The following is a 24892-nucleotide window of genomic DNA, read 5'->3' on the forward strand; positions in this document are numbered from 1 at the left end:
CCGTAGCCGGCGACGGCGGCACCTTGCCCTTGGGTGCCGCCGTCGCTCCTCTCCCGGCGGCTATTCCGCGATGTCCTCGGCCCACAGCTCCGGATGCTCCTCCTGGAAGGCGCGCATCATGTCCACGCACCGGGAATCGTCCAGGACCACCACGTCCACCCCGCGTGAACGCAGCAGCTCGAATTCGCCCGGGAAGGTCTCTGCCTCTCCAACCACTACCCGCGGAATCTTGAACTGGATGATGGTCCCCGTGCACATCGCACACGGTGCCAGGGTGGTGTACAGCGTGGTGTCACGGTAGCTCTTCTGCCGCCCGGCGGCCCGCAGTGCGGACATCTCGCCGTGGGCAATCGGGTCACCGTGCTGCACGCGCTCGTTGTGGCCACTCGCGATGACCACGCCGCCGCGGGCGAGTGCGGCCCCGATGGGAATCCCGCCCTCGCTGAGGCTCTTCTGCGCGGCTTGATAGGCGGCTTCGAAAGCGGGGTCTGCGATGCGGGCTGTTTCAGTCATGGGTGCAGTCTAAAGTGCACGGCGCTCAAAGCTGCCTGCTCTCTCTATTGTCAGAGCCCGCTGATAGCTTGGCTGCAAGGGTTTAACCACAGCATGGAAGGTAGGTGGGTCGCGGTGTTCTTTCTCGATCCGGAGACTGCAGGCGCACCCAAGGACCTGGTCTTCTCGGCCAGCGACCTCGTCATCGCTGCTACCTGCGAATACCAACTTCTCCGGAAGCTCGACGAAAAACTCGACCGCACCACCAAGCCGGATTTCGCACCGGACGCCATGCTGGACCGCACAGCCAAGCTGGGCGACGTCCACGAGCACCGCGTGCTGGATGAGTTCGTGGCCGAGTTCGGGCCGTGGGATCCGGCGACAGGAAAAGGCGTTTACGACGTCGTCCCCGCCACAGCGATGGACCGCGCCGCCCTTTCGGCCAAGCACGCGGAATCCATCAGAGCCTTGGGATCCGGGGCGGATATCGTGTTCCAGGCAGCTTTCTTCGACGGCCAGTTCCACGGACGCTCCGACTTCCTGGTGAAACGCCCCGGCGGCCAGTACGCCGTCTTCGACACCAAGCTCGCAAGGCACGCCAAGGTCACAGCCCTTCTGCAATTGGCCGCCTATGGAGATCAGCTCCTGCAGGCCGGCATCACGCCTGATCCCACCGTCACGCTGGTCCTCGGCAACAGAGTCCACAGCCACCATCCCCTCGCGCAAATCCTCCCGGTGTTCAAGGAACGCCGCGAACGCTTCCTCCGCATGACGGCCACCCATATTTCCGAGGATGGCCCGGTTCAATGGGGCGACGCCCGATACTCTGCGTGCGGCCGCTGTGACTACTGCGCTGAACAGGTCCGGCTGCATCGGGACCTCCTGATGGTGGCTGGTATGCGCATCAGCCGGCGCAAGAAGCTGATCGAGGCCGGCATCACCACCATCGACCAACTGGCGGCACAGCCCGCTTCAGGCGATTCGATGATGCTGCGACTCCGCGAGCAAGCCCGGCTTCAAACCGGCACCGGTACCCCTGACGGCACGGTCAGGTATACGGACAAAGCTGGCGAGGCCAAGGCCGTCAGCTACAACGTCCTCCCGGACAACACCCTCGGCCGGCTCCCGGCGCCGGACCCGGGCGATATCTTCTTCGACTTCGAAGGCGATCCCCTGTGGCAGGATCCGGCCACAGGAAAGTGGGGGCTTGAGTACCTCTTCGGCGTCATCGAGAACCCCGTGGAAACCGGGGCTGAACCTGTTTTCCGCCCCTTCTGGGCACATTCCCGAGCCGAAGAAGGCCAAGCGTTTGTTGACTTCCTGGACTACGTGGCCAAACGCCGTGCCACCTATCCCCGCATGCACATTTACCACTACGCTGCCTACGAAAAGACGGCGCTGAGAAACCTTTCCTTGGCGCATGTGGTGGGCGAAACCGCGGTGGACGACCTCCTGCGCCAAGGAGTCCTGGTGGACCTTTACGACACCGTCCGGCACAGCATCCGGGTCTCCGAGAATTCTTACAGCATCAAGAAACTCGAGCCCCTCTACATGGGACAGCATCTTCGTTCCGGTGATGTGACCGACGCCGGCGCTTCCGTAGTTGCCTATGCGGACTATTGCACGGCCAGGGATACCGGGCATCCCAAGGAAGCCGCTGCGATCTTGGAAGGCATCAGGGACTACAACCAGTACGACTGCTTGTCCACGCTGGAACTGCGCAACTGGTTGCTCGCCCGGGCCGCAGAGCGATCCATCGTGCCCGGTGGATTGGTTGAAGATGTCCCGCCCTCCGGGGAGCCGCAGCCCAAGTACGAGGCCGCGCCCGAAGAGACTGCCCTGACGGATTATTTGGCCGGCCTGCCGGAGACGGAACGGTCCACGCCCGATGCCCGTGCCGTGGGGATTGTCGCCGCTGGTGTCGGGTACCACCGACGCGAGGACAAGCAGCATTGGTGGGGGCATTTCGACCGATTGGAGAAGCCCGTGTCCCAATGGGAGGACGGCCGTGACATCTTCACCGTGGAACGTGGCGTGGTACTGCAGGACTGGGCGAAACCGACTCCCCGCAAGAATCCGGTGCGCGTCACCCGGCTGGTGGGCCGCTCCGGCGACGGCTCAGGACTGGAACCGGGCAAGACATACTTCCGGATGTTCGACTCTCCCCTGCCCGATGCCCTGGCCGCCAAGGAGTCGTCCGTGCTCGGCCGCGCCGGTTGGGGCGGTACGGAGGTCCTGGAAGTCGGTGAAATGGACGACGCCGAGACTGTCACCATCTCGGAACGGCTCCCCCGCGGCGCAGCCGAGTACAGCGAACTCCCCATGGCCCTGACCCCGGACAGTCCCATTTCCACGGACGGCCAGCGGGCGGCACTGGCAGCTTTGGCCACAAAGCTCTGTGCCTCGTTGCCGTCCTGGCCCCGGGACTGTTCATTGGACTTGGTGCGTCGGCAGCCTCCGCAGCTTCGCACCCTGGCCTCATTGCCTCCCGTGGGGGCCGGGCCGGATGGCTACATCGATGCCATCGCCGGCGCAGTGAAGGATTTGGACAACTCCTACCTTGCCGTCCAGGGGCCTCCAGGCAGCGGTAAGACGTTCGTGGGTTCGCACGTCATTGCCCGGCTTGTCGCTGAGGGATGGAAAGTGGGGGTGGTGGCCCAGTCCCATGCTGTGGTGGAGAACATGCTCTGCGCAGCAGTGCAAAAGGCCGGCGTTGATCCGCAGCGGGTGGCAAAGGAGGTCAAACATGGCGACCCCGTGCCGTGGAAACAATGCGGAAAGGGTGATGTCGAAGAGCTGTTGTCCAAGCCCGGCGGCGCACTTATTGGTGGAACCGCCTGGACAATGGTGGGCAGTTCGGTTCCCGCCGGCTCGCTGGACCTGCTGGTCATCGACGAGGCCGGGCAGTTCTCCCTGGCCAACACCATGGCCGTGAGCCGCGCTGCCAAGCGCCTCCTCCTCCTCGGTGATCCGCAGCAGCTGCCGCAGGTCACGCAGGGCAAGCACCCGGAGCCCGTGGATGAGTCAGCACTCGGCTGGCTGTCCGATGGCTACAACACCTTGCCACCTGAACTGGGCTATTTCCTGGCGTTGTCGTGGCGCATGCATCCCGATCTCTGCAGCGCAGTCTCAGGGCTCTCCTACGACAACCGGTTGGAGGCAGCACCGGCAGCCAAGGAGCGCCATCTGGAAGGGGCCGGTCCGGGAATTTCCTGTGTCTATGTCCCCCACACGGGAAACTCCACCAACTCACCCGAGGAAGCGGCAGAGGTGGTGCGGCAGGTCCAGGCCCACCTCGGCCTGCTCTGGCTCGACCCCTCCCAGTCCGCTGAATCAAAGTTCTCCGAACCACGCCCTCTGGAGGAGACCGACATCCTGGTGGTCGCCGCCTACAACGCGCAGGTCCAGCTGATCAAGCACCAGCTTCGGGCCGCCGGACTGGGCGGGGTTCGCGTAGGTACCGTGGACAAGTTCCAAGGCCAGGAAGCGCCCGTGGTTATTGTGTCCATGGCCGCCTCCGCAGCAGGGGAGGTCCCCCGCGGCATGGAGTTCCTGCTCTCACGCAACCGCATCAACGTGGCGGTCTCGCGCGGGCAGTGGCGTGCCGTCGTCGTACGTTCACCGGAGCTGACCAACTACCTGCCTACCCATCCAGAAGGCCTGGAAAACCTGGGCGGCTTCGTGGCCCTGTGCCAGCGCGCAGGGAGTTAGCGTCGGCCGGCGAGGGCTTCGTCGAGGACCCGGCCGAAGTTGGTCGGGTCATGCGCGAAGCGGCCCAGGAAGAGTCCCGAAACCCCGTCCAACTGCGGCAACAGGCCAGGCTTCGCGGAGCCCCCGTAAATGATGGGCAGGCCGCCCAGTCCGTGCTGACCCAACGAGTCCCGCAACGCCGCCGTGACCCGCGAAACATACGTGGCCGAGGCAGGTTCCGGAGCACCGATCGCCCACACCGGTTCATAAGCAACCACCAGATGCGAGGCAACGGACCAATCACCCGATACCGCTGCCTTAATCTGCCGGAACACAGTATCGGCCGCCGTCGCTGGCTCACTGACTTCCAGTTCCCCCACACACAGCAACGGGGTCAATCCAGCATCAACGGCGGCACCCACCTTCAGCGCGATCATCGCCTCGTCTTCGGCAAAGTAGCGACGCCGTTCCGCGTGACCGATCTCCACGAGCCCAACGCCGAGCTCAGCAAGCATCCCCGGTGAAACCTCCCCGGTCCACGGCCCATCGGCCCAGCTGCAGTTCTGCGCGCCGAGCACCAAGGGCGTGCCGCTCACCAACTGCGCGGCTTCGGGCAACACGGGAAACGACGGAATCACAAACGGGAACACCCGCCCGGCCGCCAGGGCCGGACGGGCGTCCACTTCCGCCACCAAGTGCTCCAACCACGCCAAGGACTGTGCGTAGCCCATGTACATTTTGGTGCTGACACCGATGAACATAGTGTTCAGGCCTGCGTCAGGAGCTGGCAGCATCACGGTTTACTTTCCCAGCAGTTCGTCGGCCTTGTTGCTGAACCGCTTGGTACCGAACATCAGCAGCGCCGCGACGAACGGCAACACACCCAGTGCGTAGACACCCATGGTGCCGGTGTCAGAGGCCGTGACCTGGTTGACCGTGGTGCGCAGGATCGGAGCCACGAACCCACCCAGGTTGCCCAGCGAGTTGATCAATCCGATGCCCGCAGCGGCGGCAGTTCCGGTGAGGAACGCCGTCGGGTACGACCAGCAAATGGGACCTGTGGACAGGAAGCTGCACACCGCCAGGGTGATGAAGATAATCCCGAGCGCCGGGAGCTGGTTGGCCCCGGCCCAAGCGGACCCGAAGATGCAGAGGCCGGTGGAAATGAACAGCGCCGTACCCCAGCGGCGACGACGAGCCACCGTGTTGGCGGCCTTGCCAATGAAGTAGCAGGCGAAGATGCCGAAGAACCATGGGATCGCAGCCAGAAGTCCGACGGCGATGCCCACCTTTTGACCGGTCAGTTGCGCCACCTGCTGTGGCAGGTAGAACGTCACGCCGTACACCGCTACCTGAAGGCAGAAGTAGATGACGGTGAAGTACCAGACACGGCCGTTCCGCATGGACGCCAGGACTCCGCGGGGACCGGTCTCTTCCTTGACGGTGTCCTCCAACGCCATGACGTCGGACAGCGCCGTCTTCTCTTCCTTGGTCAGGAACTTGGCATCCTGGGGGCTGTTGATGAGGAAGAAGTACGCCGCGATACCGGCCAGGACGGCGAGCATGCCCTCAACGAAGAACATGACCTGCCAGCCTGCGACGCCCGGAACCTGATCGCCGATGTTGATGAGCCAACCGGACAACGGCGCACCCATCATCTGCGAGAACGGCTGGGCCAGGTAGAAGATGGCGAACATCTTCACGCGGACCTTGTTGGGGAACCAGGCTGCGAGGAACATGATGACGCCGGGGAACAGGCCGGCTTCGGTAACACCCAGCAGGAAGCGAAGGATGATGAAGGACGTCTCACCCTGTACGAAGGCGAAGCACGCGGACACAATGCCCCACGTGATCGCAATGCGGGCAAGCCACACCTTGGCGCCGAACTTGGTGAGCAGCAGGTTGCTGGGGATCTCGAACAGTGCGTAGCCGATGAAGAAGATGCCGGCGCCCAGGGCGTAGGCGCCTGCGGTGATACCCCTGTCCACTTCCAGCGCGGCTTCGGCGAAGCCAACGTTGGTGCGGTCCAGGAAGGCCACCACGTACAGGATGACGAGCATTGGCATGAGCCGCCGCGACGCTTTGGAGATCGCCGATTTGAGGACCGGCGTGTCCAGCAACTCCCGAGTGGAATTGGTGGCAACAGACATTGAAACTCCTCTTTGAGTGACAGGAAATGACTAATGCAGCCGCGATCAGCGCGGGAAGAAAATGAGCACCATGCCCACTGCGCAGGCAAGGATGCCCACGGCAAGGTAGATCTTGCGTTCTCGTGTCCAGGTCCGCATGACGGCCTAGTGCATGTACAGTCCGCCATCCACATTCAGCGTCTGGCCGGAGATGTATCCGGAGTCCTCGCTGATGAGGAAGGCGATAGCGGCGGCGATGTCACGGGTGGAGCCCACACGGTTCACCACGAGGTCCTTGGTGAGTTCGTCCTTGCGTTCCTGGCTCAGGGTGCCGCCCATGATGTCTGTGTCGATGGGACCAGGTGAGATGGCGTTGACGGTGATGTCGTATTCGCCGAGTTCCCGGGCCGTGGCGCGGGTCAAGCCAATGACGCCGGCCTTGGCTACCGAGTACGGGGTCTTGGAGAACGTGCCGCCACCGCGCTGCGCGGACACGGAGGAGATGTTCACGATGCGGCCGATGCGGTGCTTGACCATGGACTCGGCCACACGGCGGGTGGCGTAGTGGACGCCGTTGAGGTTGATGTTGAGCACGCGGTCCCACTCGGCGGGTTCGAGTTCGAGGTACCCGACGGGTGAGCTGACTCCGGCCACGTTGGCCAGGGCGACGATCTGAGGCAGTTCGTTTTCGAGTTCGTCGATCGCGGCACGGACCTCGGCTTCGCTGGCAACGTTGGCACCAACACCGTGGGCCTGGACGCCGTATTCCGCGGCGATTTCCTTGGCTGCGATCTTGCAGGCGGCGTCGTCGAGGTCGATGATGCCGATGTTCCACCCTTGGGCGGCCAGGTAGTTGACGGTGGCGCGGCCAATGCCGCGTTCAGAGACGGCGCCGGTGACGATTGCGGTACGTTCACTAGGGAAAGTCATGTGTGTTCTCCTGGTAAGAGTCAGTTGATGGGTGCCGGGCCGAGCTCTTCAATGAGCTTCTGCATGGCGACGTAGGCCTTGTTGCGGTAGGCGATGAGTTCGGGAGTGCGCTCGGCGGGGACATTGAGGAAGCCGGCGCCTGTCTTGGTGCCGAGCTTGCCTGCTTCGACGAGGTCCGACAGGATCTTCGGCGTAGCGAATCGTTCCGGGAAGCCCGTTTGCAGCGACTTGTAGCAGAAGTTGTAGACGTCCAAACCGGCCATGTCCGCAATGGCGAACGGACCAAAGAATGGCAAGCGGAAGCCGAACGTCGTACGCACCAGGGTGTCGACGTCGTCCGCTGTTGCGATGCCCTGCTCCACCAGCTGCGCCGCTTCGTGGAACAGCGCGTACTGCAGGCGGTTGAGCACGAAACCGGTGACGTCCTTGACGACGGCTGTCTGCTTGCCGGCGGCGTGGACCAGCTCGCGGGAGGCTGCAACCGTTGCCGCGGAGGTTCCGGCGTGCGGGATGACCTCGACGCCCGGAATGAACGGCGAGGGGTTGGAGAAGTGCACGCCCAGGAACCGCTCCGGGTTGGTCACGGCTTCGGCCAGGGAAGCAATGGAAATGGTGGACGTGTTGGATCCGATGAGGGCGTCCGGGCGGGCCGCAGCGCTGATCCGGTCGAGGGTCTGGTGCTTGATCTCCAAAACTTCGGGAACGCACTCCTCGATGAAGTCCGCATCCGAAACAGCCTCTTCGATGTCCTTGGCAGCCCACAGGTTTTGGTTGAGGATCTCGGTGGAGCCTTCCGGGAAAAGTCCGTCCGCGATGAACTGCTCCGATTCCACCAGCAGGCGGTCGTAGTTCTTCTGCGCCACTTCGGCCGACACATCGGCCAGCGCGACGCGGGCGCCGCCGAGCGCCAGTACCTGCGCGATGCCGCCACCCATGTAGCCGGAACCCACGACGGCGATCTTCCGGGCTGCGTTGTTCGCGGAACCTTCGGTTGCTTCAGAAATGGTCATGATCAGACTGCCTTTGTGTAGTCGGGCTCGTAGGAGCAGATGGCGTCCACCTTGGCGGCGGAGGATGAGTTTTGGTCGAAGCGGTGGTCGAGCCACTCGCCTACGAGCTTTTTGGCCAGTTCCAAGCCAATCACCCGCTGGCCGAGCGTGAGGACCTGGGCGTTGTTGCTGAGGACGGACCGCTCCACGGAGTAGCTGTCGTGGGCGGTGACGGCGCGGATCCCGGGGACCTTGTTGGCTGCGATCGCCACACCTAGGCCGGTTCCGCAGATCAGGAGTGCCCGGTCGGCTTCGCCCTGGGCCACCTTGCGGGCGGCATCGACGGCGACGTGCGGATAGGCGGTGGAATCGTTGGGCCCAACGCCCACGTCCGTTACGGACGCCACGCGCGGGTCGGCTTCCAACAGGGCAACGAGTGCCTGTTTGTATTCAACGCCGGCTTCGTCGTTGCCGACGATAATGCGCCAGCCTTGGGTGTTGCTCATGCTCAGGCTCCGTTTCCGGCCGGTGCCGCTGAAGAAGCGGGGGCCAGTTGTGCATCGATGAATTGAGAAATCCTGGCGGTGATCAGCCCAAAGGAGACTGCACCGGGATCGGGGTGGCCGAGGCTCTTTTCGGCGAGTGGACGGGCACGACCCTTGAGCGGACGCAGCTCCGCTGTCCTGGCGGCAGCGGACTCGGCGGCCGCAGCGGCAACTGCCAGGGCCCGGTCAACGGGAGCACCGCCGTCGAGCTCCGCCAGGAAGGCGTCCCGGAAGGGGAGGAGCGCGTCCACCATGGTCTTGTCCCCGGGATCGGCCTTGCCCAGTTCCGTGATGGCGCGAACGAAGGCCTTCACGGCGGCAGCTGCGTCATCGGCGCTGTATGTTTCGCGGTTTCCAAGCGACTGCCCGGCCGCGATGACTGCCGAACCCCACAACGCTCCCGACGTCCCACCGGCTCGCTCGCTCCACGCTTCGCCAGCCGTCGCCAGGACACGTGCCACTGAAGAACCACTCGCAGCCTCACCGGCGGCCGCTGCAGCATCGACGCCGCGGCGCATGCCGATACCGTGGTCGCCATCGCCGGCGATCGCATCCAGTTTGCCGAGCTCCGCTTCATGCTCGACGACGACGTCCCGCACTTGGGCGAGAATCGCCACGGCCTGCCGCCCAAGTTCAGCGGCAGCCGGGGTGGGAAGTTCGACGTCGGCGGTTTCGGCGTCGTCGAATGCTGCCTCGGCGCGAGGTGCTCGGGGCGCCATGCTGCCCTTGCGGAACGCAGGCGTGTCAGCGGGGGCAGCCCAGTACTGCTCGAGTTCCTCGTCCAACCACAGCAAGGTCAGGGACAACCCCGACATGTCCAGGCTGGTCACCAGCTCGCCGCATTCGGGCTCAACAACAGTGAGTCCGGCGGCAGTGAGCAGCTTCTCAACTTTGCCGAACAGCAGGAACAGTTCGTCGTATTTCACAGTGCCCAAGCCGTTGACGATGGCGACCACGCGGTCCCCGGCGTCTTCGGGCTTGTCCGCGAGCAGCTTGGACACCAGGAGTTCGGCCAGCTCGGAAGCGGTGGGCATGGGGTGTTCGGAGATACCGGGTTCGCCGTGGATCCCCAGGCCCAGCGACATTTGCCCGGCCGGTACGTGGAACAGCGGGTCGGTTGCGCCGGGGAGCGTGCACCCGTCAAAGGCCACACCCAGCGAACGCGTCCTGTAATTGGTCTTGATGGCCAAACGCTCGACGCCGTCAAGGTCCAGTCCCGCTTCAGCGGCGGCGCCGGCGATCTTGAAAACGGTGAGGTCGCCCGCGATGCCGCGGCGCTTTTCGAGTTGTTCGATGGGTGCACTGGCGATGTCGTCCGTGACGGTGACCGTACGGGTCTCAATGCCCTCGGCGTTCAGCCGGAGCTGTGCCTGGCCGAAGTGCAGGACGTCGCCGGCGTAGTTACCGTAGCTGAGCAGGACACCGCCACCGGCGTTGGCTGCCTTGGCTACGCGGTAGACCTGGCCGGCCGCCGGCGAGGCGAACATGTTGCCGCACGCCGATCCCGCTGCAAGGCCTGGGCCTACCAGCCCCGCGAAGGCCGGGTAGTGCCCGGAGCCGCCGCCAACCACCAGCGCTACCTGGCCGTGGGGGACCTCGGTGGACCGGACCACGCCACCATCGACGCGTGCCACGTATCCGCGATTGGCGGCCACGAACCCGTCCAGCGCTTCATCGGCAAAGTCTGCCGGGTTATCGAAAATTTGGGTCATTTCCTAGACTCCTGCGAATTCGGCCGCGGGCTTTTGGCGTCCTTGGGCAACCTGGCTCTGTCCGAGGGCATAGCCGTCCGTCTTCGGCAGGACGTGCCTGCGGAGGTAGTCCTGGTTGCTGGCCGTAACACTCAGGCCGTCGCCGCCGTAGTGCTCGGTGCAAAGGATGCCCTGGAATCCCACGGACAGCGCGAGCTTGAAAGCCTCGCGGTAGTTGATCAGTCCGCTTTCCATCGGGGCCGGCATGGTGATGTAGCTGTCACGGGCCACGTCTTCGTCGCGGATGTAGTTCTTCATGTGCCAGTAGTTGGAGTACGGCAGCGTCTTGGCCACCATCTCGCGCCAGTCCTCGATGGGTCGGTGGAGGCGGATGAGGTTGCCGAGGTCGGGGTTGAGGCCCACATTGTCCAGGCCGATGTCCTGGACCAGTTGAACCGATGAGTCCGCCGTGCCGAGGTACGTATCCTCGTACATTTCCAGGGAGAGCAGGATGCCCGCCTCTGCTGCGTGCTTGCCGAGTTCTCGGATCCGGGAGACGGCGTTGCCCCACGCTTCCTTGTCCCCCACCGGATCTTTGTAGCCCTCGACTGTCCAGAACCACAGCTGCTTTTGCTGCTCCGGGGTGATGGCCTGATGGAGCCCGAACGACACCACTTCGCAGCCGAGCTCCGCAGCGGCGTCAATGGTGCGGTGGCTGTACGCCAAGTTGTCGGCCCAATCCGCGGTGTGGATGACGCTGCGGCGAATGGCGGAGATGACCGGAATACCGATGCCTACCTGGTCCGCCGTCTTCTTGAACTCGGCGAGGCGGTCCTTGCTGAGGTCACCGGGACGAACCCAGCTATCGGTGAGGTCCGCGTTCGCGAAACCTGCGTCCTTCACTTCCTGGAGGACAGAAGCCCAAACGGAAGCGTCGGCGTCGTTGACGTGCTGCCCCGCAGCGTCGGTGCCGGGGAACTGCAGGAGGGCCGCGGTGATGGGCCAATTCTCGGCGGTGTACGCCATGATGATCACTCCTTCGTGGAATCCTGTTTCCTATAGGATTTACGAACCAAGCAAAGCTGTCAACCCTTTTGCGAAACTTCCTAGATCCTATATGTCTTACATATGCCTGTGAAGAGGGTCACGGATCTCAGTAAAAAGGGCCCGCCAGCACTGCCAGCGAGCCCAAGGATGAGCGCAGGCCTAATCCTCCGGAGCGTCAGCCATCGCCCGGCCACGCACCTTTTGGACGTGGTCGATCATCATTTCTGCGGCCTTCTCCGGGTCACCACCGGCCATGGCGTCAAGCACGGCCTGATGCTCGGCAATAGCCTGCTCTGCGTCGGTGATGCCCACTCCCCCGAACAGCCGGAACCGTTGGATCTGGCCGCCGAGGGTGTTGTATGCGGCGAGGAGGAATTGGTTGTTCGCCTGCGCGGCGATGAGTTGATGGAACCGCTCGTCGGCCTCGAGGTAGTTGCGGTACTCGGCAAACGTGCCTCCGCGCGGCGCGGTCTTGAGGTCATCGACCGCTTGCTTCAGCGCCTCCAAGCCGTCGGGCGTCATGCGCGAACAGGCCAAACGGGCATTGACCGGCTCGATGGACAGCCGTGCCTCCATCAGTTCGGCAAAGTCCTCCCGAGTGAAGACAGGAGCCACGCGATAGCCCTTGAGCGCAACGCGGCGGACCATCCCCGTATGCTCCAGTCGGGCCAACGCTTCCCTAACAGGAGTTGGAGAAACGTCCAGTTCCCGCGCCATCCCGTCAATGCTCACTGCCGCCCCGGGTTCCAGCCGTCCGTCCATGAGCCACTCCAAAAGGGCCTCGTAGACGTGGTCGGCCAGCACCTGGCGGCTGACGGGAAAGCCAGCACGGCCAGCGGTCGGGGAAGGTTCAGCCATGCCCCAAATCCTATAGGAACGCGGGCCCGTGACCAGGTAAGCGCCCTGTCACATTCCCCAACCCGCTCGCAGTAGTGGTTGTTATCGAGGCTCAGAACAACCACTACTGCCAGTCACTTGAGCGGCCACGTGTTAAACCACGACGTCGGCCCCCAGGCGGGTGCCGACGTCGTGGTCTATCTTGGGGTGCTGCGCTTTAGTTCGCGTAGAACGGGTAGTCCGTGTACCCCTCGGCACCGTCGGCGTAGAACGTGGCAGCGTTCGGCTCGTTGAGCGGCAGGCTGTCGCGCCAGCGGCGGGCGAGGTCCGGGTTGGCGATGGCCGGGCGGCCAACCACCACGGCGTCTGCGAGGCCGTCTTCGATGATGGCGAACGCTTCGTCACGCGTGGTGATCTCGCTGAAGCCGGTGTTCACCAGGAACGTTCCATTGAAGCGCTCGCGGAGGTCCTGAACCAGTGAGCTCTTGGGCTCGTGATGCAGGATGCTCAGGTACGCCAGGTTGAGCGGGGCAATGGTGTCCACCAAGACCTCGTACGTTGCCCGGACATCCGCGGCATCAACCTCGGCGATGCCCTGTACATTGTGCTCCGGGGAAATCCTGATGCCCACGCGGTTGGCGCCGAGGGCTTCCACCACGGCGTTAACGGTTTCGATCACGAAGCGCGCGCGGTTTTCCGGGGAACCACCGTAGCTGTCGGTGCGGACGTTGCTGTTCGGGGCAAGGAACTCGTGCAGCAGGTAACCGTTGGCGGAGTGAAGTTCGACGCCGTCGAATCCAGCCTCAATGGCGTTCTTGGAGGCGGTGACGATTTCCTGGATAACGCCCGGCAGTTCGTCGGTGCGGAGTTCACGCGGCACGGGGTAGGCCTGCTTGCCGTTAGGGGTGCGGACCTCGCCTTCGATGGCGACCGCGCTGGGGCCTACGATCTCGTGGCCTCCCGTGATGTCGGCGTGCGAAACACGGCCACCGTGCATGATCTGAGCGAACATGCGGCCACCCTCAGCGTGAACGGCGTCCGTCACCTGCTTCCAGCCGGCGATCTGCTCCTCGGTAACGAGGCCCGGCTGGCCCGGGTATGACTGGCCTGCCGGGGTCGGGTAGGTTCCCTCGCTGACAATCAGCCCAAGCGAAGCCCGCTGGCGGTAATGCTCGGCGATCAACGAACCCGGAACGCCCTGGTCACCCGCACGGAGACGCGTCAGGGGTGCCATCACTAGTCGGTTGGAAAGTTCAAGCTCGCCGAGGGCCAAGGGGGAAAACAGCATGCGCAGTTCCTTTCAGAATGAAACGGGTTCATTCTGCCCAACTGCATGGCGTCTGCAACTATTCCGGAAGAGGTGCGGATCACATGGCAGCTGCAGTGGGAGGAAGCGCATGTAGCTGGCAGTAGTGGTTGTTCTGGGCCGTCAAAACAACCACTACTGCCAGTCAGTTGGGCGGATTACTCCCGTTTACGGTTCTTCAGTGCGTCGTCAAAGCACTCACAGAGCGCCAGTACTGCCACCAGATGCGCTTCCTCTGCATGCGGTGGATCAGTGTTGATGCAGATGGCCTCGTTCACCGAGTCGGCCAGCTCTTTGGACTCCTTGCCGGTCAAAGCCCACACCCGAGCACCACCCGCTTTGGCAGCGGCGGCAGCATCCCTGAGTTCGTCGGTGATGCCTTTCGCGGCCAGCAGGACCACAATGTCGCCGCGGCGAACCTGATCCGTCAGCTGGGTGCTGATGCTGGCCGTGGCGCCGTCCGATCCGCTGGCGCCTTTGGGAATGTAGATCGCTTTGAAGCCGGACCCGTCTCCGGGATCGTGGGCGGCGAGCTCCGACGTGAATCTCTGCGCTTCGTGCGAAGACCCGTCACTGCCCGCGGCGAAGACAGTTCCCCCGCGAAGCCTGACGAGCGCCAGTTCTTCGCCCCATTCGGCAAGCCTGGAAGATTCACGGCGCAGGGCCGCAACGGCCGGACCGATCTCGCCCAAGTGCCCCAGGACTACATCCACCGCATGCCGTGTGGCCTTCGACTCGTTCGACCGCACTGCCTCACCTGTTCGCCTCACCACGATGCTCACTTCCTACCTCCTCTGAACCTACAAGTTCCTGTCACCCTCGCGAGAGGATCCATCGCGTCCAGTACGGTCCCGCGTCATACGCTCGCCCTCGGCGGCATTGGAGCCGTCAGAGGCATTCGAACGACCGGTGGTGCCGACTCGATCGGCATCACCGGCGCGATCCGGGACGCTCGAGCGGTCGCCATTCGAGCGGTCCGCAACATTCGGGTCCAGTTTGTCCGCATGACGGAGGTGCTCTTCGACACGTCCATGGGCTTCGTTAGCCTTCTCGGCGTGGCGTTCGGCTTCCTGGCGGAGCCGGTTCGCTTCGACTTCGGCCTGCAGCGCGTTTGCTTCCGCCTGGGCAGATTCGGCTTTCGCCCGGTGGGCGTCGATGGCTTCTTCGGCGGCTTTCTCCCGCAATTCGCCGGCTCGGTGGCGATTGACTTCAGCTTTCTTCCTGCGCCCTATCACTACCGCAACAATCACAGCGGCGATGACGACTACGGCCAACACGATGATCAAAACCAGTTGTCCTGTATCCATGTGGATTACCTCCCTGGTGAGCGGCTTCTGTGGGCGCCGCTCGTTGCCCACGCTGTGGTTACTACTGGGGGTGTACCCCGATCAGGGCACCCCCAAACGACGCTGGACCCTCATGCCGGCAGCTCCATCCTGAAGCCGCAACGGCACTGGATCACCCGGGTTTTCACATAGACGTCCAGCAGGCCGTCGTCCACGTCCTCTGTGGACATGGGGGCATACACGCTTCGCACCGAGGACTGGGCGAACTGCATGGGTTCTCCGCAGTGGAAGTACTGTCCGCCGAATTGCAAGAGCCCTGACACCGTCCCGTTGCGGTTGAGGACCCCTGCCACGTCATGGAACGCGGCGGTGTGCGCGCGGGACACTTCGCATCGCGAGCAGGTGTAGGACACGAACACCAAAAGTTCGCCTGCGTGCGGCTCGATGGATTCGATCGTGTCCAAGTCCAGATGCTCGTTGGACCGGCATCGGGGGCATTGGAGGGGTTCGGCGTGGGGACGGGTAGCATCGCCTGGCACCAGAGGGTTTTTCATGGACGACAACGCGGACACTCCTCGGTCAACTCTGGCCGAAACTCTCTCCCTTGCCCATCATATTAACACCAATGGTCAGATTACTTACTGGTTTTGGTTGTCGGCTTCGTTCGGCTCTTCGCTCAGAGGCATAATCCAGGCTTGGGCGCCTGCAGTGTCGAGGCTCGGTGGCCCTTGTGCCGGGGTGGCATCTCTGCTTCGCTGGGAGGGTCTCCTGCAGCGCGGGACAACCCAGCCGTAACGCAGGGAGAACCAGTATGAAAGCCGTGACATGGCAAGGCCGGCGCTCGGTAAGCGTCGAAAACGTCCCCGATCCCACCATCCAGGATCCAACCGATGTGATCGTCAGGATCACATCGTCGGCTATTTGCGGGTCGGACCTGCATCTCTATGAAGTACTCGGCCCCTACATGCATAAGGGCGATGTCATTGGCCACGAACCCATGGGAATCGTGGAGGAAATCGGCGCGGAAGTCCACCGGCTCAAGAAGGGCGACCGCGTGGTGGTTCCGTTCAACATTTCGTGTGGGCATTGCTACATGTGCAACCAAGGCCTGCAGTCGCAGTGCGAAACCACCCAGGTCACGGCAAAGAGGTCGGGGGCGGCGCTCTTTGGCTATTCGGAACTCTACGGTTCAGTTCCCGGTGGCCAGGCCCAGTACTTGCGGGTTCCGTTCGGAGACTACGGCCCCATCAAGATCGATTCCGATGCACCCGATGAGCGGTACCTGTTCCTCTCGGACATCCTTCCTACGGCCTGGCAAGCCGTGGAGTACGCGAACGTGCCGAACGGCGGCACCCTTGCTGTGCTCGGACTGGGACCTGTTGGCCAGTTCGCCGCAAGGATTGGCGTTCACAAGGGTTTCCGGGTGATTGGCGTTGACCCTGTTCCCGAGCGCAGGGCCATGGCCGAGAAGCACGGAGTTGAGACCCTGGACTACAGCTCGGACGTGGCTGGCCAGATCCGCGAGGAAACTTTGGGCCGGGGCCCGGACTCCGTGGTGGACGCGGTGGGCATGGAAGCCCACGGCTCGCCCGTCGCTTCCTTCCTGCATAAAGCCGTGTCGCTCTTGCCCGATAAGCCGGCCCAGGTGGCCATGGAGACGATGAGCGTCGATCGGCTCGCTGCGCTTCACACAGCCATTGACCTGGTGCGACGCGGTGGGACGATCTCGCTCAGTGGCGTCTATGGCGGCCAAGCAGACCCGATGCCCCTGATGACCATGTTCGACAAGCAGATCCAGTTGCGGATGGGCCAGTGCAACGTGCGCAGCTGGACTGACCAGCTACTGCCCTTGGTAGAGGACGACGCCGATCCACTGGGAGTCATGCAGTTGGTCACCCACACCGGATCCCTTGACGAGGCCCCGGAGCTCTACGAGAAATTCCAGAAGAAGCAGGACGGCTGCATCAAGGTGGTCCTGAAGCCCTGATGCCCTCATGCCAGGCTAAGCAAGGTGCTTGCCGCCGGTGACGCCCACAACGGAACCGGAGATGTAACTGGCGTCCTCGCTGGCCAGCAGCACGAACACTGCCGCAACGTCCGCAGGCTGCCCAGTCCGGCCCAGCGGGATGTCCTGGGCGGCGCCCTGGTCGGCGCCCGGGGCTACGGCGTTAACCCGGATTCCCCTCGGCCCGAGCGACTCTGCCAAGGAGAACGTCATGCTGTTGATGGCGGCCTGGGTGGCGGCGTAGTCGATCATCGCCGGACTCGGATGGTAGCCCTGGATGGATGAAGTGTTGATGATCGCCGCTCCGGGGTTCAGATGCGGAAGGGCTGCCCTGACGATCCAGAACAGGGCGTAAAGGTTCGTCTTGACCGTCTGGTCGAATTGTTCCGTGCTGAGGTCTTCGAATCCTGTACTGGTGTTCATCCGGCCTTCGGCATTCACCAGGACGTTAAGGCCGCCGAATTCCTCCGCTGTCTGGGCAACTGCCTCCTGGCAGAACTCTTCATCCTGCACGTCCCCCGGAAGTGCCAGCGCCCTGCTGCCGGCGGCCTCGATCAGTTGGACCGTGTTCTCCGCATCCTGCTCCGCATCGGGCAGATAGGTGAAGGCGACATCCGCACCCTCGCGGGCGAAGGCTATGGCTACGGCCTTGCCGATTCCGCCGTTCCCGCCGGTGATCAGGGTCCGCATCCCCACCATCCGATGGTGCCCCACGTAGCTTTGCTCACCGTGGTCCGGATGGGGTGTCCCGGCCTCAGCCCAGCCTGGGTCCCCCTGCCTCTGGGGAGCTATTTCCCCTGACGGCGGGTTTGCCGGCGGATCCGAGTCTGGTTCTTCCGGCTCTTCCCTGCCGACGATCACGTTGGTGGCCAGGGCCATGGCGATGTCCTCGTCAAGATCCGTAGTCAACCCGGCTTCTTCGTTGCGATCGTCCTCGGCCATGGGCCCAGTCTAAGCATCCTGATTATCGCCGGGAACGAGTGCACTGCCGACGTTCAGGAAGTACCCAGAATTGCTCGATAGCCTAGCGATTGTCAGTGTTGGACTACATCGAAGGAGATCCCATGGGACTCGGAGACAAGATCAGCAACAAGGCCCAGGAAGTCACCGGCAAGGCGAAAGAAGCTTTGGGAGACGCCACCAATAACGAGAAGCTGCAGGCCGAAGGTGTCGCTGACCAAGCGGCCGCCAAGACCAAGCAGGCCGGCGAGAACGTCAAGGATGCCGCCAAGGACGCCTTCGACAAGTAAGCCCTACAGCACTAACCACACAGCACAATGCCCCGGCTCCCCCAAGGGAGGCCGGGGCGTTTGCGTCAATACGACCGAATGGCTACTTCTGGGCCGGGAGGACCAACTCGCCCGACTTGTCCGTTGACAAGGCGAGGGACGAGATGAACTGAGGTTCGCCGTCGGGCCCGTCCTGACCTGACCTGAGCATGTCCGGTCGTTCGAACTCCAGGCCGGTGACGTGGCAGAGGAGTTTAGCGTCGCTGGGATTGCCGTCGGCGTCGAACATTGGCAGGTCGATGCCGTCGTCGGTGCGCCGCAGGTAGTAACGGCCCTTGGTCGCCAGAGCCAACACGGGCGGCAGGACCAGCGCCAGGCCCACGGCGAAGATCGGCGAAAACGGCTGGACAGAGCTACCGAAAGCTCCGAAGAACACGGCGATGGAAACACCCGCGGAAACCAGCATGGACACGAAGCCCACCGGGTTCACGGCGTACAGCATGCCGCGGCGAAACTCTGGAACCTTGGGTGAGATTTTCAGCAGGTACTTGTTGATCGCGATGTCGGAAGCCACCGTGACCACCCAGGCCATGGCGCAGTTGGCATAGAAGCCCAGGATGGTGTTGAGGAACTCGAACATGTTCGACTCCATGAGGATCAGCGCGATGACCAGATTGACCACCACGAACACCATGCGGCCCGGGTAGGTCTTGGTGATGCGGGTGAAGGAGTTGGTCCAGGCCAGCGATCCGGAGTAGGCGTTGGTGACGTTGATCTTGATTTGCGAAATGACCACCAGCACCACCGCGAGCGTCATGGCGAGCCAGGCGGGCATCATCTCTTCGTAGACGCCCAGGAACTGGTGGACCGGCTCATTGGCTGAAGAAGCAGCTGCGGGATCAAGCTTGGCGATGAGGTAGATCGCGATGAACAGGCCGATGATCTGCTTGATGGCGCCGAAGATCACCCAGCCCGGCCCGGCGAGGATCACTGCACGCCACCAGGCGCCCTTGTTGTCGGCGGTCTTGGGCGGCATGAAGCGCAGGTAGTCGATCTGCTCGGCGATCTGGGCCATCAGGGACAAACACACGCCTGCGGCCAGCATCACCGAGGCCAGGTTGGGGCCTCCCTCACCGGAAGCACCGGTGAACGCGAAGAAGGCGTCGATGCTCTCGGGGTGGGACAGGAGCAGGTAACCCACCGGTACCACCATGAGCAGCAACCACAGGGGTGTGGTCCACACCTGCAACGTGGCAAGCGTCTTCATCCCGTAGATCACCAGCGGAATGATGATGATGGTGGATACGGCATAGCCAATCCACTGCGGAATGCCGAGGCCCAGCTGCAGGCCCTGGGCCATGATGGAGCCCTCCAGGGCGAAGAAGATGAACGTGAAGGTGGCGAAAATAATGTTGGTGACCACCGAGCCGTAGTAGCCAAACCCCGAGCCTCGGGTGATCAGGTCGAGGTCGATGTTGTACCGGGCGGCGTAGTACGCCAGTGGAAAGCCCGTCGCGAAGATGATCACCGCTGCCACGATGATGCCGAAAATCGCATTCACAGTTCCATAGGCAATGCCGATGTTCGCGCCGATGGAGAAGTCGGCCAGGTAGGCGATGCCTCCCAAGGCGCTGGTGGCCACCACGCCGGCGCTCCACTTCCGGTACGAGCGCGGCGCGAACCGGAGGGTGTAGTCCTCCAGGCTCTCCTTCGCGGCACTCATGGCGTCGGCGTTGCCTTCCGGTGGTACACCGGAGGCACCGATTCCGACGGCGGTGCCGGCCGCCGTCGTCGGCTCCAGCGTTGCGGTACTCGTCTCTACGTCACTCATTCGTTGTCGCTTTCGTCGCGGTCTTTGCCTCGCCCACGACGCTAGTCACGCAGCGCGTCAATTCCGTCACGTCCGTGTTTCACAGCTGTAACTTCTGCACCAGCCGCCCCCACCCACGCGCCACCAAAATCCAGCGCCCCCGTTTGTGCGCACCCCACAAAATTGCCCGCCACCAGCACGGATACCGTCAAGGACATGACCACCCAAGCACCCCGGGCAACCCGGGAAAGTACTGCCTACGCCATCCTCGACACCGCCCGGGAGCAGGTTCTGGAACACGGCGAGGGCCTGGACGAAGGCCAGCTCCTCGAGATCCTGGAACTCCCGGACGACGCCATCCCCGCGGCCCTGCAACTCGCCCACGAGGTTCGCCTCAAGCACTGCGGCGAGGACGTGGAGGTGGAAGGCATCATCTCCATCAAGACCGGCGGATGCCCTGAGGACTGCCACTTCTGCAGCCAATCCGGCCTGTTCGACTCCCCCGTCCGCGGTGTCTGGCTCGATATCCCAGAACTGGTGAAGGCAGCCAAGGAAACAGCAGCCACGGGTGCCACGGAATTTTGCATCGTCGCGGCAGTCCGTGGCCCCGACATCAAGCTCATGAACCAGATCAAGTTCGCGATCGACCGCATCAACGAAGAAGTGGACATCAATATCGCCTGTTCCCTGGGCATGCTCACGCAGCGCCAGGTGGACCAGCTGGCTGAGTGGGGCGTTCACCGCTACAACCACAACCTTGAAACGGCCCGGAGCTACTTCCCCGAGGTCGTCACTACGCACAGCTATGAGGAACGCCTCGAGACCTGCGCCATGGTCAAGGCTGCTGGGATGGAACTGTGCTGCGGCGCCCTGATCGGCATGGGTGAGTCGTTGGCGCAACGGGCAGAACTGGCCGCTCAGCTCGCCACCCTTGAACCGCACGAAGTCCCACTGAACTTCCTCAACCCACGCCCGGGAACGCCCCTGGAAAACCAGGGAATCATGGACGGCAAGGATGCCCTCCGCGCCATCGCCGCGTTCCGCTTGGCCATGCCGCGCACCGTACTCCGCTACGCAGGCGGTCGCGAACTGACACTTGGCGATCTCGGCACCCGCGACGGCCTTCTGGGCGGAATCAACGCCGTCATCGTTGGCAATTACCTCACCACCCTCGGCCGCCCTGCCAATGCCGACCTCAACCTCCTGGTGGAGCTGAACATGCCCATCAAGGAATTCCAGAAATCGCTGTGACCATGGCAGCCGGGGCGGCCTATTGCGGACACTGCGGAGGTGACAGCCCGACGTCGGACGCCCACCACAGCTGTCGGCAGCAGTTGGCGATGGAACCGCCCCGCTACTGCGCGCTGTGCCGGAGGCGGATGAAAGTCCAGGTCACGCCGTTGGGGTGGACGGCCGAGTGTTCCCGCCACCCCCTCACGAGTTTTTGTACAGATAATGCTCCTAAAAGCGCTCCATAAGGCCATCATCTGTACAAAAACTCTCTGGGTAGGGTGGTCTTATGGGCGAGAGCCGGGATCTGCTGACGCAGGAGCAACGCAGCCGCAACATGTCCAAAATCCGCGGCAAAAACACCAAGCCTGAACTGCTGGTCCGTAAGCTCCTCCATGCCAAGGGTTACAGGTACCGCCTGCACGGACAGTCAGGCGGTACCAAGCTGCCCGGCCGGCCGGACCTGGTGTTTGCCGGCAGGCAGAAGGTCATCTTCGTCAACGGCTGTTTCTGGCACTTCCACGACTGCAGAGTCGGCAGGAATGCTCCATCAGCCAACGCGGAGTTCTGGGAGGCCAAGAGAAGCCGCACCCGCGAGCGGGACGCGCTCCAGCGGGAGCAACTGCGCGCTGCGGGCTGGGAGGTGCTGACGGTATGGGAGTGCGAACTCAAGGACCGGTCGATGCTCGAAGAAAGACTAACGGCGTTTCTTGAGGCGGGTATTGGGGCGAGCGCCGGTTACGGCGCGGACGTTGCGGCAGACTCGACGGGCTGATCGACGCCGGCGCTGTGGCTGCCCTGTTCCCACAGCGCGACGGCAGCTGTCCCACCGATTCCCAGCAGCACTGCCATGCAGACGACGATGATGACCATAAGGCCCGGTGATGGGCGAGCACCACTGTTCATACTGTTTTCCGCTCCTTGGTTCAAGCCTGACATCCCCCAGATCAGTGATCCCCAACCTGCTCTTCACTACTTTCAGGGCGGGCCATCAAGACTCCCTCTGAGTCCGCTCAAGATTGGATCAAGCTTTGGGTTTCTGGTGCTTGCGTAGTTCCACGGGTCCTAATGTTGAATCGTGAATCTATTGTTTGGAGGCGGGAGGGGTTTGGTGTCTGAGTATGACGAATGCACCGATGCCCTGGTGGATCGCACCGTCCTCACCGAACTCCAGGCCGAGCTTGGGGGCGACCAAGCCATTATCTGTGCCTTCGTCCGAAACTATGTAGCCTTGCTGCCGTGGCGAGTGTCCCGGCTGCATCGGGCCTTGGAAAACTTGGACATGGAAGACGCCATGGACGCAGTGTTGAGCCTGAAGACATCGAGCCAAATGGTAGGGGCTGTCTGCATGAACCGCCGCGCTACGGAGCTGGAGATCAGCATCCGGCTCCTTCCCAACGCGGACCATCTGGATGAGCTCAGGCCCCAGGTGGTGGAGATCGACCAGTTTGTGTTCGGCACGATTTCGGAACTGGAAACACCGATCCTCTAAATTTCTTCACCTTATTGAAGAGAAACCATTGACTCGCTAAAGATCTTCACTATAGTTGTGTGAGTTAGCTCACCAACGAAGGATGCGGCAATGACCACCGAGACTCCTGCTCCACCAGCCACCAGCGAACTGCTGGCGACTGTCGGAAACAAGGTGCGCACCATGCGCAAGGCAAAGGGCATGACCCTTGCCCAGCTCTCGGACATCACCGGCCTCAGCCAGGCGATCGTCAGCCAGATCGAACGCGGCATGGCCAACCCTTCCTTCACCACGTTGGCCCAGCTGGCCCACGGCCTGGACATCCCCGTAGGGCGATTCTTCATTGGCCAGGATGAATCAAAGTCCCCCGTGGTCCGCAGATCCGATCGACGCAACCTGAAGAACGTCACCCGCGAGTCCGTGGGCGAGGCAGTACATGAACTGCTGACCCCCAACCGCGATGGCAGCATCGAAGCACAATGGATCAGCACGCCCCCAGGGCATGACACCAGCGACACCCCTTTTACGCACAGCGGTGAAGAGTTCTGCTACATCATCTCCGGCCGTAAAGACGTCTACTTGAACGGCGTCTGCTACAGCCTCGAAGAGGGCGACTCCATCACCTACTCCTCAGAGATCCCGCACTGGTACAAGAACAGCTACGAAGAGGTATGCGTAGCCATCTGGGTCAACGCACCACACGCGTGGTAATCCTGCCGCCCCCGTACGGCGCCAGCGTTTTCCCTTAACTGTCCGGACACGACACCGTGGCCGCCGACACTCCTTGCCACTTTCGCATCAAACGCCTCCTCAACCAGGCGTTGCTGCGTCATACCCTCCCACGCCCTCCGGGGCGTCAGCGTAAGGACACTTCCATGCTCGACACACAAACGACGGACAGCGTAGTCCCGTCACCCAAAACCCAAGCATCGCCCCAAAAGAACGCAAAATTCACTCCCGAAGTCCGGAAAGGCCTCCTAGGCCTGGGCCTCGGCAACGCCCTGGAATGGTACGACTGGATGGTCTTCGGCCTCCTGTCCGCCTTCATCGGGCCCAACTTCTTCCCCAACACCGATCCCCTCTCAGCCACGCTGAACGCCCTGGCGGTGTTCGCCGTCGGATTCGCATTCCGTCCCTTGGGCGGCATCCTCCTGGGAACCCTGGCCGACCGGATCGGTCGGCGGCGGGTCATGCTCCTCTCCATCATGCTGATGGCCGGCACCACCCTCATCATTGCCATCACCCCGAGTTACGCCACCATCGGCCCTGCGGCTGGCATCATCCTCCTGGTGTGCCGCGTCCTGCAGGGAATTTCAACGGGCATCGAAGCTCCGCTCTCCACCTCCCACGCCGTGGAACTGGCACCGGAAGGCCGCGAAGGCTACGTGGCAGGCATCATGTCCTTCTATGTGAACATCGGCATCCTGCTCGCCTCGCTGATCAGTTTCCTGTGCAGCCTGGTCCTTGGCGGTGCAGCGATGGCCGAGTGGGGCTGGCGTGTTCCGTTCATCATCGGCGCCCTGTTCGGCTTCGTGGTGCTCTACCTCAGGCGTTCCCTGCCCGAAACCCTCAAACAAGAGGAAATGGCCAGCAACACTCCCCGCGCAGTCTGGAAGGGGGTCGGAAAGCACTGGCTGTCCGTCCTCGCCATCATCTTCGTGGTGGGAGCAGCACAGGCCTACAACTACGCCTGGAACGTTGGCCTCCCCAGCGCAGCCCGCAGCGGTTTCAAGGAAGATCCCACCGCCGTCTTCGCGCTTACCACCATCCTGGGCGTCATCCTGGTGGTGGGCAGCTGGATCATCGGCAAGCTGGCCGACGGCAAGGCGATGTCCAAATGGTTCTTGGTCACCCGCATCCTGGCCATCCCGTCCGTGTTCCTCATGCTGATGTACGTCCAGCCAGGCATCGGTGGCTTCGCCGCAGTCCTCTTGGGTGGCTCCATTGTCCTGGTCCTGAACATGACCCTCTACAACGTGGTCAGCTCATCCCTGATGCCCAAGAACATCCGCGGCACCGGAGTGGCCCTTGGCTACGGAATCGGCGTCGCCCTCTTCGGCGGCACGGCCTCCTACCTACTGGTCTGGTTCCAATCCTTGAACCTCACCTGGGTCTTCCCGGTCTACGTGGCCGTCCTCTCCATCCTCAGCATCGTTTTCTACCTCGCCGCACGCCGCTCCAACGGCATCTTCGTCGGAAAGTAAG

Annotated in this window: 25 protein-coding genes; 9 read left to right on the plus strand and 16 right to left on the minus strand. The window is 62.9% G+C overall.

The window, feature by feature from the left end; all coding sequences use genetic code 11:
* Window positions 1-60 precede the first annotated feature (60 nt).
* Entirely contained in the window at window positions 61-513 is a 453-nt protein-coding gene (locus FQP90_RS01305; protein WP_144647923.1) for a nucleoside deaminase, read from the minus strand.
* 114 nt (window positions 514-627) lie between these two features.
* On the opposite strand from FQP90_RS01305, the gene FQP90_RS01310 reads away from it, so the two are divergent.
* Window positions 628-4203: a bifunctional RecB family nuclease/DEAD/DEAH box helicase gene (locus tag FQP90_RS01310; RefSeq protein ID WP_144648074.1), complete on the plus strand. Its 3576-nt coding sequence runs from the start codon at window positions 628-630 to the stop codon at window positions 4201-4203.
* On the opposite strand, the gene FQP90_RS01315 is transcribed toward FQP90_RS01310, so the two are convergent.
* From FQP90_RS01315 to FQP90_RS01370, 12 genes are all read right to left on the minus strand, one after another.
* Window positions 4200-4976: a triose-phosphate isomerase family protein gene (locus FQP90_RS01315; RefSeq protein WP_144647925.1), complete on the minus strand. Its 777-nt coding sequence runs from the start codon at window positions 4974-4976 to the stop codon at window positions 4200-4202. The two genes, FQP90_RS01310 and FQP90_RS01315, sit on opposite strands and share 4 nt — an antisense overlap.
* A 6-nt stretch (window positions 4977-4982) precedes the next feature.
* On the minus strand, window positions 4983-6332 hold the full coding sequence (locus FQP90_RS01320) for an MFS transporter (RefSeq protein WP_144647927.1): 1350 nt from the start codon (window positions 6330-6332) through the stop codon (window positions 4983-4985).
* 144 nt (window positions 6333-6476) lie between these two features.
* Window positions 6477-7241: an SDR family NAD(P)-dependent oxidoreductase gene (locus tag FQP90_RS01325; protein WP_144647929.1), complete on the minus strand. Its 765-nt coding sequence runs from the start codon at window positions 7239-7241 to the stop codon at window positions 6477-6479.
* A 20-nt stretch (window positions 7242-7261) separates the two neighbouring features.
* Entirely contained in the window at window positions 7262-8251 is a 990-nt protein-coding gene (locus tag FQP90_RS01330; protein ID WP_144647931.1) for a 3-hydroxyacyl-CoA dehydrogenase family protein, read from the minus strand.
* A gap of 2 nt (window positions 8252-8253) precedes the next feature.
* Window positions 8254-8736 (minus strand): ribose-5-phosphate isomerase, encoded by a 483-nt coding sequence (locus tag FQP90_RS01335; protein ID WP_144647933.1) that lies wholly within the window; start codon window positions 8734-8736, stop codon window positions 8254-8256.
* 2 nt (window positions 8737-8738) lie between these two features.
* Window positions 8739-10487, minus strand: coding sequence for a dihydroxyacetone kinase subunit DhaL (gene dhaL, locus FQP90_RS01340; RefSeq protein ID WP_144647935.1), 1749 nt, complete (start codon window positions 10485-10487; stop codon window positions 8739-8741).
* 3 nt (window positions 10488-10490) lie between these two features.
* A complete protein-coding gene (locus FQP90_RS01345; protein ID WP_144647937.1) occupies window positions 10491-11492 on the minus strand; it encodes a sugar phosphate isomerase/epimerase family protein in 1002 nt (333 codons plus the stop codon).
* A 180-nt stretch (window positions 11493-11672) separates the two neighbouring features.
* Window positions 11673-12371, minus strand: a complete 699-nt coding sequence (locus tag FQP90_RS01350) for a GntR family transcriptional regulator (protein WP_144647940.1) — start codon at window positions 12369-12371, stop codon at window positions 11673-11675.
* A gap of 196 nt (window positions 12372-12567) precedes the next feature.
* On the minus strand, window positions 12568-13638 hold the full coding sequence (locus tag FQP90_RS01355) for an alkene reductase (RefSeq protein ID WP_144647941.1): 1071 nt from the start codon (window positions 13636-13638) through the stop codon (window positions 12568-12570).
* 176 nt (window positions 13639-13814) lie between these two features.
* Entirely contained in the window at window positions 13815-14438 is a 624-nt protein-coding gene (locus tag FQP90_RS01360) for an SIS domain-containing protein (protein WP_244296421.1), read from the minus strand.
* A gap of 18 nt (window positions 14439-14456) precedes the next feature.
* Window positions 14457-14963, minus strand: coding sequence for a hypothetical protein (locus FQP90_RS01365; RefSeq protein WP_144647943.1), 507 nt, complete (start codon window positions 14961-14963; stop codon window positions 14457-14459).
* A gap of 110 nt (window positions 14964-15073) precedes the next feature.
* The gene (locus FQP90_RS01370) at window positions 15074-15406 is read right to left on the minus strand and encodes a hypothetical protein (protein WP_244296423.1); all 333 of its coding nucleotides are present in this window, start codon (window positions 15404-15406) and stop codon (window positions 15074-15076) included.
* 347 nt (window positions 15407-15753) lie between these two features.
* Here FQP90_RS01370 and FQP90_RS01375 point away from each other — a divergent pair, with 347 nt between their 5' ends.
* Window positions 15754-16929, plus strand: a complete 1176-nt coding sequence (locus tag FQP90_RS01375) for a zinc-dependent alcohol dehydrogenase (RefSeq protein WP_144647947.1) — start codon at window positions 15754-15756, stop codon at window positions 16927-16929.
* Between the two features lie 15 nt (window positions 16930-16944).
* Here FQP90_RS01375 and FQP90_RS01380 read toward each other — a convergent pair whose 3' ends face one another.
* Complete coding sequence (locus tag FQP90_RS01380; RefSeq protein ID WP_144647949.1) at window positions 16945-17889, minus strand: SDR family oxidoreductase; 945 nt, start codon at window positions 17887-17889, stop codon at window positions 16945-16947.
* 122 nt (window positions 17890-18011) lie between these two features.
* On the opposite strand from FQP90_RS01380, the gene FQP90_RS01385 reads away from it, so the two are divergent.
* Complete coding sequence (locus FQP90_RS01385) at window positions 18012-18197, plus strand: CsbD family protein (protein WP_018777112.1); 186 nt, start codon at window positions 18012-18014, stop codon at window positions 18195-18197.
* 82 nt (window positions 18198-18279) lie between these two features.
* Here the strand turns inward: FQP90_RS01385 and FQP90_RS01390 are convergent, their stop codons facing one another.
* Window positions 18280-20007 carry a purine-cytosine permease family protein gene (locus FQP90_RS01390; RefSeq protein WP_144647951.1) on the minus strand — a complete coding sequence of 576 codons (1728 nt, stop codon included), beginning with the start codon at window positions 20005-20007 and terminating at the stop codon, window positions 18280-18282.
* Between the two features lie 195 nt (window positions 20008-20202).
* Between FQP90_RS01390 and bioB the strand changes: the two genes are divergently transcribed.
* Genes bioB through FQP90_RS01405 form a run of 3 tightly spaced genes read left to right on the plus strand, consistent with a single transcriptional unit; the run spans window position 20203 to window position 21991 of the window.
* Window positions 20203-21237: a biotin synthase BioB gene (gene bioB, locus FQP90_RS01395; RefSeq protein ID WP_144647953.1), complete on the plus strand. Its 1035-nt coding sequence runs from the start codon at window positions 20203-20205 to the stop codon at window positions 21235-21237.
* A gap of 2 nt (window positions 21238-21239) precedes the next feature.
* Window positions 21240-21464 carry a biotin synthase auxiliary protein BsaP gene (bsaP, locus tag FQP90_RS23965; RefSeq protein WP_144648076.1) on the plus strand — a complete coding sequence of 75 codons (225 nt, stop codon included), beginning with the start codon at window positions 21240-21242 and terminating at the stop codon, window positions 21462-21464.
* Window positions 21465-21505: 41 nt separating this feature from the next.
* On the plus strand, window positions 21506-21991 hold the full coding sequence (locus FQP90_RS01405) for a very short patch repair endonuclease (RefSeq protein ID WP_144647955.1): 486 nt from the start codon (window positions 21506-21508) through the stop codon (window positions 21989-21991).
* Here the strand turns inward: FQP90_RS01405 and FQP90_RS23215 are convergent.
* The gene (locus tag FQP90_RS23215) at window positions 21955-22122 is read right to left on the minus strand and encodes a hypothetical protein (RefSeq protein WP_167510391.1); all 168 of its coding nucleotides are present in this window, start codon (window positions 22120-22122) and stop codon (window positions 21955-21957) included. The genes FQP90_RS01405 and FQP90_RS23215 overlap by 37 nt on opposite strands.
* Before the next feature lie 205 nt (window positions 22123-22327).
* Between FQP90_RS23215 and FQP90_RS01410 the strand changes: the two genes are divergently transcribed.
* From FQP90_RS01410 to FQP90_RS01420, 3 genes are all read left to right on the plus strand, one after another.
* Window positions 22328-22708 carry an Hpt domain-containing protein gene (locus tag FQP90_RS01410; RefSeq protein WP_144647957.1) on the plus strand — a complete coding sequence of 127 codons (381 nt, stop codon included), beginning with the start codon at window positions 22328-22330 and terminating at the stop codon, window positions 22706-22708.
* Between the two features lie 90 nt (window positions 22709-22798).
* Window positions 22799-23398 (plus strand): helix-turn-helix domain-containing protein, encoded by a 600-nt coding sequence (locus FQP90_RS01415; protein ID WP_018777107.1) that lies wholly within the window; start codon window positions 22799-22801, stop codon window positions 23396-23398.
* 164 nt (window positions 23399-23562) lie between these two features.
* Window positions 23563-24891, plus strand: a complete 1329-nt coding sequence (locus tag FQP90_RS01420) for an MFS transporter (protein WP_144647958.1) — start codon at window positions 23563-23565, stop codon at window positions 24889-24891.
* Window position 24892: the final 1 nt, after the last annotated feature.

This window comes from Paenarthrobacter nitroguajacolicus, assembly GCF_007786235.1.
Classification (GTDB): domain Bacteria; phylum Actinomycetota; class Actinomycetes; order Actinomycetales; family Micrococcaceae; genus Arthrobacter; species Arthrobacter nitroguajacolicus_A.

Excerpts from the sequence above, each read along its gene's own strand:
- FQP90_RS01305 (WP_144647923.1), bottom strand. The coding sequence starts at position 513 with ATGACTGAAACAGCCCGCATCGCAGACCCCGCTTTCGAAGCCGCCTAT.
- FQP90_RS01315 (WP_144647925.1), bottom strand. The coding sequence starts at position 4,976 with ATGCTGCCAGCTCCTGACGCAGGCCTGAACACTATGTTCATCGGTGTC.
- FQP90_RS01320 (WP_144647927.1), bottom strand. The coding sequence starts at position 6,332 with ATGTCTGTTGCCACCAATTCCACTCGGGAGTTGCTGGACACGCCGGTC.
- FQP90_RS01325 (WP_144647929.1), bottom strand. The coding sequence starts at position 7,241 with ATGACTTTCCCTAGTGAACGTACCGCAATCGTCACCGGCGCCGTCTCT.
- FQP90_RS01330 (WP_144647931.1), bottom strand. The coding sequence starts at position 8,251 with ATGACCATTTCTGAAGCAACCGAAGGTTCCGCGAACAACGCAGCCCGG.
- FQP90_RS01335 (WP_144647933.1), bottom strand. The coding sequence starts at position 8,736 with ATGAGCAACACCCAAGGCTGGCGCATTATCGTCGGCAACGACGAAGCC.
- dhaL (WP_144647935.1), bottom strand. The coding sequence starts at position 10,487 with ATGACCCAAATTTTCGATAACCCGGCAGACTTTGCCGATGAAGCGCTG.
- FQP90_RS01345 (WP_144647937.1), bottom strand. The coding sequence starts at position 11,492 with ATGGCGTACACCGCCGAGAATTGGCCCATCACCGCGGCCCTCCTGCAG.
- FQP90_RS01350 (WP_144647940.1), bottom strand. The coding sequence starts at position 12,371 with ATGGCTGAACCTTCCCCGACCGCTGGCCGTGCTGGCTTTCCCGTCAGC.
- FQP90_RS01355 (WP_144647941.1), bottom strand. The coding sequence starts at position 13,638 with ATGCTGTTTTCCCCCTTGGCCCTCGGCGAGCTTGAACTTTCCAACCGA.
- FQP90_RS01365 (WP_144647943.1), bottom strand. The coding sequence starts at position 14,963 with ATGGATACAGGACAACTGGTTTTGATCATCGTGTTGGCCGTAGTCGTC.
- FQP90_RS01375 (WP_144647947.1), top strand. The coding sequence starts at position 15,754 with ATGAAAGCCGTGACATGGCAAGGCCGGCGCTCGGTAAGCGTCGAAAAC.
- FQP90_RS01380 (WP_144647949.1), bottom strand. The coding sequence starts at position 17,889 with ATGGCCGAGGACGATCGCAACGAAGAAGCCGGGTTGACTACGGATCTT.
- FQP90_RS01385 (WP_018777112.1), top strand. The coding sequence starts at position 18,012 with ATGGGACTCGGAGACAAGATCAGCAACAAGGCCCAGGAAGTCACCGGC.
- FQP90_RS01390 (WP_144647951.1), bottom strand. The coding sequence starts at position 20,007 with ATGAGTGACGTAGAGACGAGTACCGCAACGCTGGAGCCGACGACGGCG.
- bioB (WP_144647953.1), top strand. The coding sequence starts at position 20,203 with ATGACCACCCAAGCACCCCGGGCAACCCGGGAAAGTACTGCCTACGCC.
- bsaP (WP_144648076.1), top strand. The coding sequence starts at position 21,240 with ATGGCAGCCGGGGCGGCCTATTGCGGACACTGCGGAGGTGACAGCCCG.
- FQP90_RS01405 (WP_144647955.1), top strand. The coding sequence starts at position 21,506 with ATGGGCGAGAGCCGGGATCTGCTGACGCAGGAGCAACGCAGCCGCAAC.
- FQP90_RS23215 (WP_167510391.1), bottom strand. The coding sequence starts at position 22,122 with ATGAACAGTGGTGCTCGCCCATCACCGGGCCTTATGGTCATCATCGTC.
- FQP90_RS01415 (WP_018777107.1), top strand. The coding sequence starts at position 22,799 with ATGACCACCGAGACTCCTGCTCCACCAGCCACCAGCGAACTGCTGGCG.
- FQP90_RS01420 (WP_144647958.1), top strand. The coding sequence starts at position 23,563 with ATGCTCGACACACAAACGACGGACAGCGTAGTCCCGTCACCCAAAACC.